This window comes from Dictyobacter kobayashii (assembly GCF_003967555.1).
GTDB classification, from domain to species: domain Bacteria; phylum Chloroflexota; class Ktedonobacteria; order Ktedonobacterales; family Ktedonobacteraceae; genus Dictyobacter; species Dictyobacter kobayashii.
Window position 1 is genome coordinate 1,947,390 of record NZ_BIFS01000001.1, and the last position, 18,907, is coordinate 1,966,296.

Genomic DNA, 18,907 nt, shown 5'->3' on the forward strand with positions numbered 1-18,907 from the left:
AAAAAAACTCGGGTGCGCCAGCGCACGTCCACGTAAGAGTGGCACGCTTCTCCTGATGATGGGAGTAAAACACATTCTTATGGTCGCTAGTATTAAAAGGAATACATTATGAGTATAGTACAAAAAGTACTTTCGCCCACCTGGAAACCAGGTAAAGCGGCGCTGATTGGCATTGTTGCCACAGCAGCCTACAGCATCGCGATGGAAGGTGACAAGATTCTGATTGGCAATCGCTTCAGCGATGTCCGCTTTATTCAGGGACTTATTGAAGGCGAAAAAAGGACTAAAGGCATTACCGCACTGTCCTGGATTATTCATTTCTTAAATGGAGCCGCCCTCGCTGAGATCTACGCGGCCATCCTGAAACGCTTTCTGCCCGGTCCTGATTGGTTAAAAGGGGCCATTTTCGGGGAAATTTTTATTGTCAGTGCCTGGTGGCTGACCCCATTGGCAGACAAACATCATCCCTTGATCAAGAATAATGAACTCCCACAGCTCGCTAACTGGACCTCGTTCTGGCAAAATATTGTGCGACACCTGGTCTTTGGGCTTACCCTGGGGCTTCTCTATAGAGAAGGCAAATAGCATGAAGCAGGCCGCGCTAAGGAGCATCCTGGCGCGGCCTGCTTCATGCTATTTATAATATTGTGCGCACCCATTTACTGATAAAGGGTAAGCGATAATCAGGACTGACCCAGGCCATTACCATCAGCCAGATCCAGAGAATAAACCATGTCCAGACCAGAATACGCAATAATAAACCCAGTCCAAACGAGGTTAAGATTCCAAGGAGAGGAATCCAGGAAAGCGTCGTATTTAACATACTGACGCCAAACATGAGTAACGAGAGTGTGCCAAAAGTAATTAATGATTGTTTTGCATGCCAACGTACGTTTTCATTTTTTTCAACCATTAACAACACAAAACCCGATACCCAGAATAACGAATAAGCCAGTACACGCTCAATGCGCTCATCGACTCCAAGTGTCGTCATTCTACGCATCATTACAATGCCTCACAGTTCTGCAAAATATGGACCAGCAATTCCTGGCCCATTTCTCTCTGGTGATTATCTCTACAGCTCTATATACGCACAAAGCCTGAAGGCGTTGCAACTTCCCAACTAAAAAATGTAGACGTATAAATATGTGCACTTATCACATATTTTTTGTATATGAGATAACAGACAAAAAGGATATTTTCTGGTATAAAAATTTAGAGGATGGTCATATTGTTGCAACCATTTAAGTATGCTATGCGTTTCATCTTATGGGTAAAAATTAGTAGCAGATAAGATGTAGATGAGAAAGCTTGGAAATAACGTCTGTAGCAACGTTTTCCTTAATGTAGGAGAAAAGTATAGGATGAAGAACCTGCTAAGCTCAATGCATCATCAGAACGAGTACAATAGAGACGGCACTAATATTTATTAATTCAGCTATACATTAAAGTGTAGTATAAAAATAAGTTGTTCAGGCAACAAGAGATAATGGTCATCATTGGGTACTGTGACTGAGTGTAATAACTGCACACACGTTGAAAGTATTCAACGCCACCCTCCCGAAAGCTACAGGGTGATGTGACAAATGAAGGGCTTTATGCAAACGGAAATCACACAAACAACAACAAAATCTGATCGCATGCGACACAGCATCCGTTATCTTGCAGGGCTTGTCACTGCTCTGGTAGGATTATCGGATATGTTATCAGCTATTGTTCCCAGGTTTACCTGGAGCTTCTTTCTGGGAGCGTGGCCAATAGTAAATCACCGTGTACCAGCACAAACATTTACGGTCGTGGTGGGTTTCTTCCTGATCGTTCTCTCTTATGGCCTGGCTCGCGGCAAAAAGCATGCATGGAATATCACACTAATTCTTCTATTATTATCAGCTTTACTCCATATTCAACGTAGCGGCTCGGTTCTGGCCACGTTGATTGCTCTGGTTATGGCAATAGTGCTCTATACCCTGGGCGGCTACTTCCGTGCTAAAAGTGATCCACCATCGGCACGACGTGGTTATGTAGCTCTCAGCCTGGGATTGGGTATTGTAGTTTTTTATGCTATTGGTGGCTTTATAGCCCTTTATGATGATTTTGCCCCCTGGATCGACCGCATAGGTATCCATGGCGTCATCATCCGTATGTTCTCTCATGGAAGCCTGCGTATTCCCCATGCCACGGAAGCCTTTTTCTTCCAGCACGCGCTTCCAGTGTTGTGTATCAGCGCTATTCTCTATGGTATGGCCCAGATCTTCCGGCCGGTCGCAGCCGTCTTGATCCCCGATACCACTACACGCGATAAAGTCAACGAGATAGTGCGTATATATGGCACAAACTCTATCAGCTACTTCGCCCTTAGCGAAGAGAAATCTTACTTCTTCTCTGACTCGGGCCGCTCGGTCATCAGTTATGTTTTGCAGGGAAGTACCGCGGTGGTAGCTGGCGATCCTATCGGACCAGAAGATGAAATGGCGGAAGTGATTAAGCAGTTTGTTGCCTTCTGCCACGAACAGGATTGGTCAATTGTCTTCTGGCAGATCCGTGATAAGGCCGCGGCACTCTACCGCAGTGCTGGTTTCCGACTGCTTAAAATCGGAGAAGACGCGGTCGTCGATGCGCAAAACTTCACCCTCAAAGGGGTGCGATGGCTAACGTGCGCTCTAGTGCCAAACGAGCAGAAAAAGATGGCTTGCGTGTGATCTTCTATCGCGGCCATATCACAGACAATGAACAGCTCCACCAGATGGAGAAGATCTCTCAACACTGGCTGGCAGAAAAAGGTGGTTCTGAAATGGGATTTAGCCTGGGTCGCTTCGATGCTCAGGGTGATCCACAACAGCTCTATGCGCTGGCTGTCGATACTCAAAATAAAGTACATGCCTTTGTCTCCTTCATCCCCATCTACGGCCGTCAAGGCTGGGGATTGGATCTGATGCGCCGGGCCGAGCAGTGTGCTCCTGGTACCATGGAACTGTTACTGGCTCGTACTATCGAGCATATGAAGAACCTGGGTGCCCATATGATTAGCCTGGGATTGGCTCCTTTAAGCAACGCAACGGAAGAAGACGAAACCTTCCTGGGCACGAGCATCGACTTCCTGACCGATCGCTTTGGAAATCCCAGTAAGAACCAGTCACTTTTCAATTTCAAAAAGAAATTCCAGCCGACATGGGAAAGTCGCTACCTGGTCTATTCGGATGCCTTAAATCTGCCAAAGATCGGTTGGGCCCTGTACAATGCCCACCAGACCGATGCATCCTTGATGGGTACACTTATCCAAACTATCAATGAGTGGCAGCGCAAGCACAATCTGGGTGAAAAAATGCGCATCAAAACCACTGAACCTGTCAAAGCATAACCACAGCAAAAGAAAAGCGCCAACCAGTACCGGTTGGCGCTTTTCTTTTTGCCAGAAGCAGGGCTTTTTCATGTTCCTCTAGAGATTGCAGGGAGATCACGAGCAAGCAATAAGAGGCCCATTATTTCAGGTGTAGAGTGTGTGGTGGGCGGCTTGCCCACCACACAATCCACACACCCAACCCGGCGCCGCAGGCGCCAAAGAGAAAAATGAAAAAACCCTGTACCAGAAGCACAATATATTGTCACAGAGACAGAAACTGCCGTATAATTACAGAGGTATATGCACGTTCATGCAAATAATTTATCCTCAGGAGGCATTTTTCTAATGGTTCTTAGCGCACTCTCTCTAGATCAAGTAACTATCGGAGCCTTTTTTGGGCTCTTGCTTTCGTTACCGATCGCCCTCTTCCTGGTATACTGGTTAAGTGCAGTCAAAAATCGTACTGCCGTGATTATGGGCGGCTTCGCGGGCGCTTTTATCGCATTTCTGGTCATTCTGGCCTGGGCAGGCACACTTATATTTTCAACGCCCATCCCTGGCGCAAATGGAGCATCGGCATTCTTTGGTGGTGTCCTGCTCTGCTCTGCAGCAGGCTTAGTTGGTGGCATTCTCGTTGATCTGATCGTGGCGCGGCGCAATAGCCGGGACTATCGTCGACAAGTGTCACACGAATAATGGTTACTGGCAATGTTCTATCTTTTACATGGTGAAGATGAGTTCACTAGTCGTGAACAATTAAAACACTTACGTTCTCAGGGTGATTTTGGCTTTAATCAAGATACCTATATGGGAGCTGAGACAGATATCAAAACCGTAATCATGACCAGCGATACGCTCCCTTTCCTGAGCGAGCAACGCTTGATCATTATCGACGGTTTACCCAAAAAGAAACGCGGTGAAAGTGCTGCATCAGTAGAAGATACGAGCAAAGGTGGGAAAGCAAAAAAAGGCCGCAAAAGTAGCAAGAGCGCTACTGGTCGCGCTGGCTTTGAGAAAGCGCTGGCCGAACATGTCACCACCATGCCAGATACTACAATTCTGATTGTGCTGGTAGAAGAGGTGCTGGAAAGCAGCAATGCCCTCTTAAAAGCAGCCGAAAAGCATGGCAAAGTGATCCAGAGCGCCCTCCCTAAAGGGGCGGCATTGGATAAATGGATCACGGGCCGTGCCAGAAATATTGGTGTTAAAATTGCGCCAGAAGCAACCAGCTTGCTGGCAAACTTTATCGGCAATAATCTGCGCCTACTGGCAAATGAACTGGATAAGCTGGCAATGTACGTCGGTGTGGGGTCAACAATCACAGTGAACGATGTACGCCAGCTCTCCGCGCAGGTTCAAGAAGCGCGCATCTTTGATCTAACCGACGCCCTGGCCCAGCGTAATCGCAAGCAAGCTTTAAACATTCTGCACGACCTGCTGGCGGATGGCGAACCTCCCCTCAAGTTGATCAGTACTATTACTTCCCAGGTGCGTTCTCTACTACTGGTCAAGGAGTTAGCCCAGAAGGGCATGCGAGGGGGACAGATCTCCTCAACCCTGGGCATTGCTCCTTTCATTGCTGACAAAGCCTTGCGCCAGGTGGGCAACTTTAGCGTACCTCAGTTAGAGAATGCCTATCGTCAACTACTCTCCACTGATGCTGCCCTCAAACGTAGTCGCCTCACCCCTGAGCTGGCCCTGGACCTACTCGTCGTGAACTTTGGCCTCTAGAACATTGACAGCATTAATTTCCATGACATACATATGTGGACAGATGAAGCCACATCATTCATCCACTAGACCTTTGTGAGAAAGTTTTTTTCTGTATGCAAACACCTTCAATACAACATATTATTTTTGAGCGCATCCAACAAGAGGGGCCAATCTCTTTTGCGGATTATATGCGCATGGCCCTATATGAGCCCGGTTATGGCTATTACGTGACCGGTGAGGCAAAAATGGGCTGGGAGGGCGATTATTATACAAGTACCGATGTCGCCGATTTTTTTGCCCATTGTATGGGCCGCCAGCTGAAAAAGATGTGGCAACAATCAGGTCAACCTGCCCATTTTAATGTGCTTGAACAAGGGGCCGGCCGGGGAGACCTGGCGCGACAGGTACAGCAATGGGCGCTTGCTGACGATTCCGCATTCGCAACCGCACTGGACTATCGTAGCAGTGACATCAAAGCCGGACAGGATGCGCTGGTAAGTATGGATCATGATTTTGCCCCGGCCGTGATCGTATCTAATGAGCTGGTAGACGCCTTTCCGGTCCACATCGTAGAAAAACAGGGCACTACCCTCTATGAGGTCGCGGTGACGATCCAGAACGGACGCCTGGCGGAAATACTCGTTGAACCTGACAATACCACTCTCGTTGACTATCTGGACAGCTTTAAAGTTCCCTGGCGCACCTTTACCGATGGGTGGCGAGCCGAGATCAATCTGGATGCACTATCCTGGATGCAGCGCACCTGCCAGCTCCTGCTGGGCACAAACGCCAGAAAAAAACGCCATGGCTTTATCCTGGCCATAGACTATGGAGACACGGCCAGGCAGCTCTACATCAATGATCGCCATCACGGTACCCTGGGCTGCTACTACAAACATCAGTTAACCGAACGCCCATTGGTACGACCTGGCGAACAGGATATTACTGCCCATGTCAATTTTACCGCCTTGATCCAGGCGGCGCGCGCGCAAGGTTTACGCCTCCATTCTCTAACTACACAACGACAATGGCTAACAGAGAATGGCATCTATGATGAACTTGAACAGATCCACCAACAGCAATTTGGTAAGATAGATACCGACCGCGCCAGCGATCAGGGACAAATTGCTCTACTACAGTGGTATAACCTCCGCCAGAGGGTTACCACACTGACCAATCCAATGGGCATGGGGAACTTCAAAGTACTTATTATGAAGCGCTAACGCATCTTTACCAGCGAGTGGAGATACTACCCCAAAAATGGTTCAATAACTTTTCTATAATATCAAATTACCCGTTTTGCGCCTCCGCCTAGTCCTGTTTCTAGATATTGATACATATCTGGACAACACTAAAGGAGGATCACCGATGCATAAAAGAATTGAGCCAGGGCCAGGACAAGAATCAGTCTGGGACTATCCACGTCCACCAGGCTAGAAGATAGTTCAAAGCTGATTCAAGTGGTTTTTAATGGGGTTGTGATTGCCAATAGCCAGCGCAGCAAACGTATACTAGAAACCAGCCATCCGCCGGTATATTATATTCCTCCTGAAGATGTCAGGATGGAGTATTTTATGCCAACCCATAAACATTCTTACTGCGAATGGAAAGGGGAAGCATCTTACTACACAATCAGCGTTGAAGGCAAAACAATATCCAATGGGGCCTGGTATTATCCCCATCCGACACCAGGATATGAAGCCATCACCAACTACATAGCCGTCTACCCTTCTCAAATGGATGCTTGCTACGTCAACGGAGAAAAAATACAGCCACAAGAAGGAGATTTCTATGGTGGTTGGATCACCAGCGACATCGTTGGCCCTTTCAAAGGAGGCAGAGGATCATTTGGGTGGTAAAGAGGATATCAAACTCAGCAAAAACTTCCTCCTTAACTCTATCGTGTATTCAGGAGATAGGTAAAAAAGGCCTCAACGAGCAAAATAACAGGCTTGTTAATGAAAAGGAGTGAAAATGAATAGCGCAGAGACGCCCAGCGATATCGTCAGAAGCTTTATGAATGCGCTGGATGATAATGAGTTAGATACCGCTACGAATTATCTGGCCGAGGATTTTCTGTTTAGTGGTTGGACCCCAAAGCCTCTCGATAAAAACGGCTTCTTGAGCATGATCAAAGATATTAAAGAGGGCATTCCCGGCCTCATATTCAATCTACATAATGTCCTGGAACCCTCTTCCGACAGGGTTACGGGAACGCTGCAGATCAAAGGCTATCAAAGCGATAGCTTTATTATCCCGGTACTGGGTACGCCCCCTATTCCTCAGACAGCCACCAGTGTCTCACTGCCCATTGAGGATGTTACCTATCAGCTTAATGGTTCGACCATCGCCTCAATGGTAGTACAACATGTTCAGGGCGGTGGCATTACGGGCTTATTAAAGCAGTTGGGAATCGACCTGACCATTGTTCAATAAGCAGGCTCTAAAAGTTCATATCCTGATGTTCTATTAGTACTGATATTGTACAGAAGTTGAGGATAGGCATAAATTACGGTAAAAAAGAAAGTATACCTCTTGCCGAGTCTTCGCCACAGGACTCGCATGCTACTACGACCATATGCTGCAAGGGGTATACTTTCTTTTTATTAGATCCCTAGTGCACGGGTCTTGCGGCATCGGCCTGGCCTGGGACGCGCGGCGCATTCTGGTTATGATAGCTCCTACCACGCCAGTCTACCCCACGTTTCGTAAGCACACGCCACATCGACTGCCCCAGGATACCTTCAAAGATCGCGCCTGCCAGAGGATGAGTAAACGCGTAATACCAGGGCACATTTAGCTGGCGATTGAGCCAGGCGCGATAGGAAATGAGAGGAACTAGTTCAAGTCCAGTCGCCAGTGCAGCCTCACGCTTGGTAATGCCCGTTGAGCGTCGGATACGGGTCAGGCGCGCCAGGAGAGGCAGTAAAAACGGAATGATTGAGATCATCGGTAGGCCGAATAGTTGCGTCAGTGCAAACAATAACCCACCGCGATTTCCAAGATAGGCATTTTTGCGCCAGCCACGCCAGATATCAGCCAGGCTATGGTACATATGAACATGTACCAGGCCAACGCTATCAATAAAGAGTAGTTTATAATGATGAGACTTAACGAGGTGCGCCAGGTCTCGATCGTCCAGCAAGGTATCGCGCATCCCTAGACGGCCATAACCACCCAGATCTTCATAAACCTGGCGACGAATCAGGATATATTGTCCATTTGCCACCGCCAGAGGACTTTGTGGATCATTGACGAAGCGTGGCGGATAGAGCATGCTAATGCCTAGATAGGCCATGGGCATCAGCACGCGATCCCAGAAGGAGGGTAGCTCTTGTTCGGCACCCAGGGTAAATAAGTCAGCCTGTTCAGCTAGCGCCTGGTGAATAGCTGAACGCAAGGCGTTGGGAGCATGCCAGGTATCGGCATCTGTAAAGAGAAACCAGTCCCCACGCGCCTCCTGTACACCACTATGAATGGCATGCGGCTTACCCGCCCAACCAGCTGGCAACTCATCACGCAGGCGTAATACCCATAAACTTTTGCCATTTGGATGACTGTGAGCCAATCCATCTAAAATCTCGCCGGTGCGATCTGTCGAACCATCATCTACGACGATCACCTCATAGTTAGCATAGTCCTGTTCAAGTAAGGATTGCACGCAGCGCAGAATATTGCGCTCTTCATTGCGTGCGGGCACAATAATTGAGACGAATGGTTCGGTAGCGGCTGGCTCTTGAGATATGGCCGGGTCAATCTTCTTCTGTTGTAAAGGGGGGAGGACACGCAGCCGATCTTCTTTGCGCGGAGAGGTACGCCACCAGATAATAGCATAAAAGCCGATTACTCCAATCACATGCGACCATAGAGCAAAGCGAGCCCAGGATTGCCACCAATATGTATTTTTTTTCATTGATTTACTCTTTTTGTGTAAGAAAACATTGGATCGTTTTCACTTATTGTAATCAAAAAATGGACGCAGACCAAATAATAGCCAGACCAGAATCAGGCATTATATGCAGATACGCGACATACAATAAACAGGTCTCAATAGTTGTACACACATAACAGGGCTTTTTCATGTTCGTCCAGAGATCGCAGGGAGATCACGAGCAAGCAAGAAGAGATCCATTCTTTCCGGTGTGGAGTGTGTGGTGGGCGGCCGCGGCCGCCCACCACACACTCCACACCCGGCGCCGCAGGCGCCCAAGAGGAACATGAAAAAGCCCTGCAGAAAGAAACAGGTTGCGAGCTCTATCTGGCTGGTGTACAATCATCATAAATATCCATGATGCGTCATGGCACGGCGTTGAAGTGCCAGTTATAATGCGCGACTTGCCGCAAGTAAAAGATTGCGACTCGAATAATTTATAGCGCAACTGCAACCCTGCGGGCGCGCGCCACTTAGCCATAAAGAGATTATATGCAACAAAGACGATTGCTTATTATACCCATAGCACTACTTCTGAGCTTGCTGGCCTTTTTTTGTACTACCTCACTCACACCTCCGCCAGTTGCTCAGGCACATGCATATGTTATCGGTTCAGATCCAGTCGATGGCTCAACCGTTGGCAAAGTGCCTGATGAAGTACACATCTTTTTTAATGCTCCAATCAGTTCTATCAGTAGTGCCCATGTTTACTCAATTCAGAATGGAAATCTGATTGAGGTTAATAATGGTGCCAGTCGCGTTTCCCCCACAAATCCGCAGGAGTTGGTTACATCCGTCAAGACGCCTGATGCCCAACCTGAGGGTAGCTATGAAGTAATTTGGACCGCCGTAGCCAGCAACGATGGTAATACTACTTATGGCATTATTGGCTTTGACGTTGGCTATTCAGGCACTGGAGTAGATGGTACAACGACACTGGGACCAACCAGTAGTAATAATCTGGAAGGTATTCACAAGTTAGATACCACTGCCATCCTGTCTATAGCCTGGGAGTGGCTGACGCTAGCAGCTCTGACATTTTGGATCGGTTTACTCGTCATTGAACAATTCGTTTTGACTGGTGGACGTGGCTCAGGACTCTTTGTGCAGGCCCGTAAACGCACCCATTCGCTAGAATGGATATGCCTTTTTGTTCTACTGTGTGGTGAAATTATTTCGTTGATCCTGCGTATGGTGCGCCTGGCCAGGCACTTCCGGAGCTGAACATTCCCTTGCTTTTCAACATCATTCCAGATACAGCTTATGGCTCAATCTGGTTGGTGCGCCTCCTTTTGATTATCACAGCGATGGTTTTTCTCTATCTGACAAATCGGCGTAAACCTGTCCAGGTAGTAGATCCTGAACCTGAACCAATGACCAATTTTGAGCGTCTCTCCACGCAAGAGATGAAAGCGGCCAGTCCACGCAAGACGCGCAACCTGATCGAAACACCAGTGACTGAAGTGGCTGAACCACAGCGTCACACCGTCATCTGGTTAGTTCTGGCCAGCCTGATCGCCCTTACATTCGTCTTTACCAGTTCAATTGTCCAGGTGCTCAATCCTTATATGAGCGCCATTGTTTTCGATTGGCTACATCTACTAGCACAAGGGATCTGGTTGGGAGGCTTCACCTACCTTGCCTATGTGCTTCTGCCACTTCTCAGTGGGGCTGAGTTCGAATATAACACAGAAACACTTACATTCCTGCTACGCCGTCTGACGCCGATCCTAATGACAGGTATGGCCATTCAATTGGTCACCGGACTCTTTTTAAGTGAAGCCAGTATCAGCAACGCACAACAACTGATCAATGATCCCTTTGGGCGCACGCTCCTGATTCAGATTCTAGTAACCCTTGTTCTTGTCTGCTTGAGCGTCTACGCCCTGTACATCATCCGTCCAAGACTGACACATCAGGCTCTCCTGCTACCAGTAGTCAAAGCCGATCTGCCAGACAGGCGAACACGGCAATCAGAGATCAGCAGTACACGGCGCCTCCTTAAACTAACAGCAAAATCCCTGGCTATCTGTGGCATGATCGTTTTGTTATGTTCTTCGCTGCAGTTGTTTTTCGCGCCACCAATCGATTTTCCGAATATTAACTATGAACGCCAGACTCTGACCCCAAAGAACATTCCCATCAATGCTCAAACGCGCCAGATGGGAGATTTGACAGTTACGCTGCAGCTACTGCCAGGACGCGTAGGATATGAGCATACAGTGATTGTGATAATCACTGATAATAAGAATAGATCTGTCACTGATGCACAGGTCAATCTTACAACTGATATGCAGTTAATGAAGATGGGAGAGGGAAAGGCCAGTGTGCAAGGGGGGAATCCTGTTTATATCGCAACCTTCGATAAACGTACGGCCTTCAATATGGCAGGGTTGTGGAATATCCAGGTGGAGATTAAACGGCCAGGGCAGAAACCGTTGACGGATACCTTCAAAATCACCCTGACGGCATAGGCATTGATCCTATGCCGTCCAGGCATATTACCGAGCTGAATAGCTATGAAGATGAGGAGGTATTCCCGCTAGCCTCTTCAGCTCGGTACTCCTGAGCCAGCTCTGCATAATGGCGAGCGCTCAGCTCCAGGACAAGCAGCTCATTCTCATTCAAACTACGTGCAACGCGTGCCGGCATGCCAAGCGCCAATACATGTCCTTGAATATGCTTTCCCTCACCAACCAGTGCACTGGCCCCGATGATAGTTTCAGCATCAATGCGAGCATGCGATAACACAACGGCATTCATACCAACCAGGACGCGTGCCCCTAGAGTAGCGCCATGCACCACAGCATTATGTCCAATCGTGCACTCTTCACCAATCTCAATTGGAGCCCCAGCATCCACATGCAACGTACAATTGTCTTGAATATTGCTATGGCGTCTTACCACAATATTGGCACTATCCCCGCGTAAAACGGCGTTGTACCAGATGCTGACGCCTTCCTCAAGCACTACGTTACCGATGACCATGGCACCGGGAGCGATAAACACATCTTTTCCGATCGTTGGCCAGACTCCGCGATAGGGCAAAACAGGCATAGTCCCTCCTTATCAATCTCTACAACAATCCCTGCTTAACGCCAGACATTGGTCATCACAAACATTAAGTTCGCGGGACGCTCAGCCATACGGCGCATCAGATAAGGATACCAATGGGAACCATAGGGAACGTAGACGCGCACATTGTAACCTTGTCCGACTAATTTTTCTTGTAAATCACGGCGTATCCCATAGAGCATTTGAAATTCAAAGGAAGATTTACTGATGCCATGATCACGCACAAACTTGCAGGCCGCATCGATGATAGCTTCATCATGCGAGGCAATAGCCGGAAAATTTCCGCGCGCCAGGAGGATGTTCATCAGTTGCACATAGTTATTATCAACATCGGACTTCTCCTGGTACGCAATACTTTGCGGCTCTTTATACGCTCCTTTCACCAGGCGCACCCGTATGCCCTGATCGACCAGTTGCGTAATATCAGCCTGGCTACGATAGAGATAGGATTGAATGACCGTTCCAACCAGTCCATAGCGTTCGTGAGCCCGTTTAGCTATAGCGACGGTCTGATCCGTATATGCGGAGCCTTCCATATCGATACAGACAAACACGTTGTGCTCTTGTCCACTCTCCAAAATGGTTGAAAGCAGTTCCTCACATAAATCAGGAGAAATATCGAGGCCCAGGGCAGTTAATTTGATAGAAATATTGGCATCAATCTGGGTCCTGCTAATTAATTCAATGGCATTTATATAATTCCGCGCCGCTTCCGTGGCCTCTTCTTTGAGAGCCACATTTTCACCTAACAAATCCAACGCCACCTGAATCCCACGATTGTTGAGCGCGCGTGTGGCACGTACTGCATCCTCCAACACTTCACCCGCGACAAAGCGGCGCGAAGCATTGCGAGTAATTTTATTCTGCACCACGAAATCGCGTAAGCGCGGATTCTGGGCGAGGTAGAGTAAGGTATCTTTGAGCATCTTTGGCATCCTTTCAGCGAGGAGAAGCAAAAAAATGAATGATATGCGATCGCTTAGATCGAAGCTATCATTCCTGTCACCAGCTGCAAAATTTATTTGCTCTACCTATAATAGCACAAGGAAGCAGGGTGTTTGCCAGATTTTTATGAGGACAGTACAAGCTTACCAGCGCATGGCTAAACGGATCAGTCGATCCCATAAAATATCGGGCATGAGACGGCGCAATGTCATCAATAGAGAGGCGGAAAAAGGTACGCCATAGCGCGCACGCGGTCGCGCACTCTCTAGAATACGCACAACCGTGTCGGCAAATTTTTGCACCGGGAAACCGGTTTGGCTGGATTGGATGGCGGACTTTTCGGCCATCTTCAAGAGACGGACATAAGGGCCATTCTCGCTAGCGTCACCAATATGCTCAAATGAGCGTTGTAGACTTGTTCTCCAGATACTTGTAGGGCTGGAGGCTGGCTCGATTATACTGACACGCACACCAAAGGGGGCCAGTTCCAGGCGCAGGGCATCACCCAAAGCTTCCAGCGCATATTTACTGGCAGAATAAACTCCTGTGACAGGAACAGAGATACGACCTGAAATGCTGCTTACAAAGATAATCTTGCCACGTGCAACCTTGAGTAAAGGCAGAAATGCCTGTGTGACCGCAACCTGGGCGAATACGTTAAGCTCAAACTGCGCGCGTATATCTTCTAAAGGCATCAATTCAATCGGGCCACCATAAGCGGTACCGGCATTATTAAGCAATGCATCCAGGTGTGGCGTCTCGCCGCGAGAGGTTGGTTGCTCCGCCAACAAAATATCTTTGACCTCGGCCAGCAGCTTTTCAATCTGCTCACCATGGGTGATATCGCAGAGCAGCGGAGTAATATTATAGCCACAGTGCTGCTGCTCCGCTTCCTGTACCAGGCTGGCGCCATCAGACTCCTTACGCACCGTCCCCAAAACATGCCAGCCACGGCGCGCCAAATCCAGGGCTGTACGGCGACCAAATCCGCTTGAACACCCCGTAATTAAAATAGTCTTTCTTGTCATATTTGTGTCCCTTCTGGCCCAATACGGCTCCATAAGCCAAGACGTATAAGTTCGTTGCGTGCCTCAAAACCAAATGATAGTGGGTCCATCCCTCGACCATGACGAATAACAAGACCCCGCAACATCTCTATTAGCTCAGCTTTACAGGCTAGATCACGCTCAAAAGGGATATGTTGCGCTAATTGCTCAATAGCTTGCCTGTTATACCATTGTTCCTGCGTCTCAGCCATAAATTGAAAGAAATGCCCTTCCAACTATACATATCATCAACATTCAGTCGTTCTATTAGAATGTAGCTTATCCTCAATGATTGCCGCGCTCTTCAAGCCTGAGTTTGAGTGCCGAGGGCGCTCAAGAAGTCTTTTTGCACCACGCAAGAAAAAAAGCTCGGGGGTGCTTGAGCGCCCCACACAGGCGACCGCATGCGCGGCCACGCTGTTTTTTGTGTTGGGGCATCAGGGCGCGAATGCGCCCTGATGCCCCAACACAAAGATTTCTAAGCACCGCAGGTGCGAAAAATCATCCAGGCTATAGGCGATGATCACGAGAGTATGACACTCTCTTACACGTCCTGAAGCGGTGTCATGATTATATAGTATCTGTAGGTAGGAAAAACACCAACAATGAATCCATGGTAACACCTGGCAAAGAACACGCGCAAGTGAAGCATATTTAGCAGCTTAGTTTTGATATACCATGAAACAAAATGGAGATATGCGGATTATATATAGCCATTTTGCCCTAAAGCAAACAGCAAAACTTGATCGAACCGGGAGTTAAGTGTTACTGTGGTGTAGTGTAAAATTGTGTTGACAATTGTAGACTTAAGCGTATTTGTCAGAATTCTATAAGATAGGCGAGGAAAATGTTCTGTACCTTTTGTAAAGCAGCACGTGTAGCGAATGAGGCACCATGCCCGAATTGTGGAGCGCCATCTCCGCTGCTAAATAATTCTCAACACGCTGGCTGGGGAGCCGGGGCTCCTAATGCTACATCCTGGGGTGGCCCTGCCATGCAGAACGGCGCGCCATCTGGGGGACAATGGGAACAGCCACAGGTTTCTCAAATGCCATTTAATGCTGCTGCCAACCCCTGGCAAACCAATAATTACGCCCAACCCGGTTCCAATAATTCCTGGCAGACCAATGCAAACCCGATGCCAGCATGGCAACAATCATCGGATCAATATAATCCAATTCCTGCGTGGCAACAATCTGAGCCACTCAATCCAATGCCCTCCTGGCAACAGCCCTCCGGGCAATTAGGAGCACAGACAGGCGAACAAGGCCTGGCGGCGCCACAAGATCAACAGCAATCAATGTTACCAGTCCCTTATCAAGGAGGGATGGACCTACAACCTGGAGGACGCCAGCCAACCATCTCGCTGCAATTAGTCCCACAACAGGCGGTTGAACACCTCTTGCCAGCCGAACCGTTAAATCCAGATGTGGTACATGTACCTCCAATGTTCACCAAACCGCGTCCAATTGTACCCAAACATCGTGTGATCAGCGGCTTCTTAAGCGTATTGATTGTTGGGCTCTTGCTTTGCTCTGGCGCAGGTTATTATGCCAAGGCCAGCGGAAACTGGGACAAGCTGGTTGCCTTTTATAACGGCAAGCCCGTCTCAAGTATCCCGGCAAATAACCAGACCATTCCGGACCCACCCCAGCTTACAGCTAAAGATAGTGGGCCCGCCGTGAATATTATCCCGGCGGCTTCCCTGGCTACCCATATTGATAAAAATAATCTACCAGTGCAGTCGGTAACTGTGTTTTCTCCTGGCCAGACCTTTTATCTAACCTTTAGCGTTCAACCGCCGAAGGGTCAGGAAGGCACTGTCACAGCTAAATGGTATACCAATGGCAAGTTCTATACGCCTCAATCGGTTCCAAAGAAGCTTACCTACAATGCGGCATCGGTCTATAATACCCAGATGACCATGCAGTTCCCGAACCGTCTTTCAGGCTATGTAGAACTGTATTGGAATAATCAATTTGCCCAGCGACTCTATTTTGCCGTCAGATAAATAAACATGAACGCGATCAACACATAAAAAGCACATAAAGAACCCCGGGACGCGCTTTCTACTGCTTGGAAATGATTAGAAGAGGCTCGTTACCCGGGGTTCTTTATGTGCCTTCATAAAAAATATGTGTTTACTTGCACTGCGTATCGACTGAGACGTCACCAAAAACCTTTACCTGACAGGCCAGGCGCATGTTAGGATTCTTCTTCAGGTCGCTGCGCAACCAGAACTTCTCCATGAAAGAAAGCTCACTGGTACTGGTAGAAGGGGAGACAGCAACGCGGTCAGTGCCGCAAAAACCATTGCCATGGCAGTTTGCGAACTTGTAAAGGCCGCAATAGATGGGAACATCGTTCTCTAACGCTGGGTAACGGACAGTATCTCCTTCGGGCACTTCCACCCGTACATTCTCACGTACATATGTAATGGTTGGCACGACTCTATCCTCCGCAATAGTAATAGCTTATTTATATAGCATAGCTTGATTATGCCTTGTCAGACTATAGCACAGAAGGTAAGGAGCGTCAATAAAACGAGCGGCAGGCACTATCCGGGTCGCTGAGACTGCCAGACAGCGGCCCGGGCGGTTTTAGCTGGCAGGGGGGTTGCCGCCTGGGCCGGGGCAGCGCTACTGATGTTTACCTGGACTTTTTGCTGCACAGTGGTAGAATCTGGCGCTGTACCTGTAATCAGGATCGTGGCAGTAGATAGGGTAAATCCATTCTGAGGAGTATGAAGAACTACAGTTAGAGTTATACTTTCACCAGCTTTTATGTTGCCCTGGGAGGGTATGACTGTGAGCAGGCTTTTATCAATCCCATCCACAACGATAGTACATTGTAGATTAGTATTGCCCGTGTTCTGTACAGTAATGGTCTGAGCAGGAGAATCATGACCCTTTACGGCTGTAAAACTCAGGCTACCGGGCTGCGCATTGATGGCAGGGGTAGGAGGAGCAGTAACCACCAGTGCCACAGCCAGCTGGCGGATATTACCACTTGAAGAGGTAAAGGTAATCGTCCCCTGATAGGAGCCTGGACGTAACCCTTTAGCAGTTGCGCTTACAGTTACCGGTAGTTGTTCACCACCTACCAGCGAACCACTGCCCGGCAAGATCTGCAACCATTTTCCCTGGTCTGTCGTCGCGACACTACTCTCCCAATCCAGAGCAAAACCACCACTATTTTGGAGGGTCACAGTCTGATTAGCCGCTGCCTGGCCGGCCAGGGCGGTAAAATTAAGCGCAGGTGGCGAAGCGACCAGGTTTCCCGCTTCCACCACATCCATTACAACTCCGATACTAGCATCTGTCCCACCTGAAAATTGGATGGTTCCCTGGTACGTGCTGGCGGCCAGGTGATAGGAGTGCGCGCTGACAATCAGCGTCTCACTGGCTCCTGGCGCCAGTTCATCATGGTCCGGACTAACTGTAAACCAGTTGCTATTATTACCCATGGCGGTAGTGATAGACCAGCTAGAGGCCTTCTGGCCGCTATTATGGAGGGTAATTGATTGATCTGCCGGGTCCTGACTGTTACTGGCTGAATAGTGTAGCCGGGTCGTAGAAAGAGTTAAGACAGCCGGAGCAGGCGTTACTTCCATAGAGACATTCACAACGAGAGCCACACTACTATTCCCTTTCTGGGTAAAGGTAATATGTCCACTATATGGCTGGGGAACAAGGTTGCCTCGATTTACTACGATCTGCACACTTTGACTACCAGAAAAGGTACCGCTGCTGGGAGAGGTACTTAACCATGTTTGATCACTACTTGCAGCCCAGGAAAGCTGGCCTCCCCCAGTATTAGATAAAATAATTGATTGGCTGGAAATGATGCCAGGAGCAGCCGCGGGAAAACTGGAATCGTGTTGCGAAAGTTGGAGCGCGGATGGCTGGGTGGATGGCTCTTTTATGTGAATATCAGTTACCGCCTCCACGCTGCGCGCGCTATCCACCGCATCGATCTGATGCACCCCAACTCCCCAATCGCCGGGTATTTGAGCTTGCAGTGAGAAAGCCCCCAGATTATCAGTGTGGATGGACAGTGGTTGTCCATTTTCGTCAAGAAAGTTGTGATGATTATCATGAAAAAAAGTTATTTCATCATGTGGTGAAAAACCTCTTCCTGACAGGGTAAAGGTATCATCGGCACGCAATGTGTCGGGCGTAGCCTGAATTACCGCAGTAGCAATCGTTGCATGGCGACCGATTAAAACAAAAGCGATAATGCTAACCGACAATAATAAGAAGATGCATGAGAGCGTCAATAGCGAAGAAATAGTGCGGCGGGAGAAACCAACATTGCGCCGGGCAGGTAGTGACCAGCGTACCGCATCTCGCTCATTCCCAAGCCGATTGCTAGCTGTCCGCTGGCGTAAGAGCGCCGTCCGACGCGCCTTCACAGCCGAGGCCTCCAAAGTAGAAGGAAATACAATATGCTCTGGAGCCTGCTTACTTCGAGGTAGAGGCTCCTTTTCATCAGATGCTGGACGTTGAGCCATCATCATACTGGATTGGTAGGGTTGATCTTCAGGATGCAACCCTACAGTATGTCCGGCGCGATGAGAGGCAGCCAGTGGCATTGAATCCTGTTGCATCCCGCGTACAGGTGCATGAGCTAACTCATGTCCACAGCGGCTACATGTCTGAGCTTCGGCAAGTTGTAAAGCCTGACAATAGATACAACGTCTGGTATTCATAATCCACCTTTTTTAACTCTGATTTTGCAAGGAATATTCATAATAAAAAGACGTAAAAATAGCCTCAATCCCAAATATCTATCTGCGCATTTCTAGCCCCCTATTATAGATACGTTACAACCTGCAATATTTATATGTGCAAATAA

16 protein-coding genes and 2 pseudogenes are annotated in these 18,907 nt (G+C 48.4%); 10 read left to right on the forward strand and 8 right to left on the reverse strand.

All coding sequences use genetic code 11. The annotated features are described in order from the left end of the window. The first annotated feature begins 108 nt into the window (after positions 1 to 108). Complete coding sequence (locus tag EL645_RS08535) at positions 109 to 585, forward strand: DUF6789 family protein (RefSeq protein WP_126549628.1); 477 nt, start codon at positions 109 to 111, stop codon at positions 583 to 585. Between the two features lie 52 nt (positions 586 to 637). Here the strand turns inward: EL645_RS08535 and EL645_RS08540 are convergent, their stop codons facing one another. Beyond that, positions 638 to 994, reverse strand: a complete 357-nt coding sequence (locus EL645_RS08540) for a DUF4870 domain-containing protein (RefSeq protein ID WP_218031789.1) — start codon at positions 992 to 994, stop codon at positions 638 to 640. Between the two features lie 1,246 nt (positions 995 to 2,240). Here EL645_RS08540 and EL645_RS42485 point away from each other — a divergent pair. The 6 genes and pseudogenes from EL645_RS42485 to EL645_RS08575 all read left to right on the forward strand — a co-directional run bounded on the left by EL645_RS42485 (position 2,241) and on the right by EL645_RS08575 (position 7,489). Continuing rightward, a pseudogene (locus EL645_RS42485) lies at positions 2,241 to 3,358 on the forward strand (bifunctional lysylphosphatidylglycerol flippase/synthetase MprF). 327 nt (positions 3,359 to 3,685) lie between these two features. Further along, a complete protein-coding gene (locus tag EL645_RS08555) occupies positions 3,686 to 4,036 on the forward strand; it encodes a PTS sucrose transporter subunit IIBC (protein ID WP_126549632.1) in 351 nt (116 codons plus the stop codon). 12 nt (positions 4,037 to 4,048) lie between these two features. Continuing rightward, a complete protein-coding gene (holA, locus tag EL645_RS08560; protein ID WP_126549633.1) occupies positions 4,049 to 5,071 on the forward strand; it encodes a DNA polymerase III subunit delta in 1,023 nt (340 codons plus the stop codon). A gap of 95 nt (positions 5,072 to 5,166) precedes the next feature. Continuing rightward, complete coding sequence (locus EL645_RS08565; RefSeq protein WP_126549634.1) at positions 5,167 to 6,276, forward strand: class I SAM-dependent methyltransferase; 1,110 nt, start codon at positions 5,167 to 5,169, stop codon at positions 6,274 to 6,276. A 145-nt stretch (positions 6,277 to 6,421) separates the two neighbouring features. Further along, positions 6,422 to 6,912, forward strand: a pseudogene (locus EL645_RS08570) (DUF427 domain-containing protein). Between the two features lie 115 nt (positions 6,913 to 7,027). Further along, complete coding sequence (locus EL645_RS08575) at positions 7,028 to 7,489, forward strand: nuclear transport factor 2 family protein (RefSeq protein WP_126549635.1); 462 nt, start codon at positions 7,028 to 7,030, stop codon at positions 7,487 to 7,489. Between the two features lie 178 nt (positions 7,490 to 7,667). Here the strand turns inward: EL645_RS08575 and EL645_RS08580 are convergent, their stop codons facing one another. Then, the gene (locus tag EL645_RS08580) at positions 7,668 to 8,966 is read right to left on the reverse strand and encodes a glycosyltransferase (RefSeq protein ID WP_126549636.1); all 1,299 of its coding nucleotides are present in this window, start codon (positions 8,964 to 8,966) and stop codon (positions 7,668 to 7,670) included. A 510-nt stretch (positions 8,967 to 9,476) separates the two neighbouring features. On the opposite strand from EL645_RS08580, the gene EL645_RS08585 reads away from it, so the two are divergent. Both EL645_RS08585 and EL645_RS08590 read left to right on the forward strand, forming a co-directional pair. Beyond that, positions 9,477 to 10,208 (forward strand): copper resistance CopC family protein, encoded by a 732-nt coding sequence (locus tag EL645_RS08585; protein ID WP_126549637.1) that lies wholly within the window; start codon positions 9,477 to 9,479, stop codon positions 10,206 to 10,208. 8 nt (positions 10,209 to 10,216) lie between these two features. After that, the gene (locus EL645_RS08590) at positions 10,217 to 11,458 is read left to right on the forward strand and encodes a FixH family protein (protein ID WP_126549638.1); all 1,242 of its coding nucleotides are present in this window, start codon (positions 10,217 to 10,219) and stop codon (positions 11,456 to 11,458) included. Between the two features lie 43 nt (positions 11,459 to 11,501). Here EL645_RS08590 and EL645_RS08595 read toward each other — a convergent pair whose 3' ends face one another. The 4 genes from EL645_RS08595 to EL645_RS08610 form a co-directional block, all read right to left on the reverse strand. Further along, positions 11,502 to 12,041 carry a gamma carbonic anhydrase family protein gene (locus EL645_RS08595; RefSeq protein WP_126549639.1) on the reverse strand — a complete coding sequence of 180 codons (540 nt, stop codon included), beginning with the start codon at positions 12,039 to 12,041 and terminating at the stop codon, positions 11,502 to 11,504. Positions 12,042 to 12,076: 35 nt separating this feature from the next. Further along, positions 12,077 to 12,985 carry a proline dehydrogenase family protein gene (locus EL645_RS08600; RefSeq protein ID WP_126549640.1) on the reverse strand — a complete coding sequence of 303 codons (909 nt, stop codon included), beginning with the start codon at positions 12,983 to 12,985 and terminating at the stop codon, positions 12,077 to 12,079. 162 nt (positions 12,986 to 13,147) lie between these two features. Continuing rightward, entirely contained in the window at positions 13,148 to 14,032 is an 885-nt protein-coding gene (locus tag EL645_RS08605; RefSeq protein ID WP_161977232.1) for an SDR family oxidoreductase, read from the reverse strand. After that, complete coding sequence (locus EL645_RS08610) at positions 14,029 to 14,262, reverse strand: hypothetical protein (RefSeq protein ID WP_126549642.1); 234 nt, start codon at positions 14,260 to 14,262, stop codon at positions 14,029 to 14,031. Before EL645_RS08610 ends, EL645_RS08605 begins: the two co-directional genes overlap by 4 nt. A gap of 635 nt (positions 14,263 to 14,897) precedes the next feature. On the opposite strand from EL645_RS08610, the gene EL645_RS08615 reads away from it, so the two are divergent. Beyond that, the gene (locus tag EL645_RS08615) at positions 14,898 to 16,061 is read left to right on the forward strand and encodes a hypothetical protein (RefSeq protein ID WP_126549643.1); all 1,164 of its coding nucleotides are present in this window, start codon (positions 14,898 to 14,900) and stop codon (positions 16,059 to 16,061) included. A gap of 130 nt (positions 16,062 to 16,191) precedes the next feature. On the opposite strand, the gene EL645_RS08620 is transcribed toward EL645_RS08615, so the two are convergent. Together EL645_RS08620 and EL645_RS08625 are read right to left on the reverse strand one after the other, a co-directional pair. Beyond that, positions 16,192 to 16,497: a 2Fe-2S iron-sulfur cluster-binding protein gene (locus EL645_RS08620; RefSeq protein WP_161977233.1), complete on the reverse strand. Its 306-nt coding sequence runs from the start codon at positions 16,495 to 16,497 to the stop codon at positions 16,192 to 16,194. A 110-nt stretch (positions 16,498 to 16,607) separates the two neighbouring features. Further along, positions 16,608 to 18,761: a BACON domain-containing protein gene (locus EL645_RS08625; protein WP_126549645.1), complete on the reverse strand. Its 2,154-nt coding sequence runs from the start codon at positions 18,759 to 18,761 to the stop codon at positions 16,608 to 16,610. Between the last annotated feature and the right edge of the window lie 146 nt (positions 18,762 to 18,907).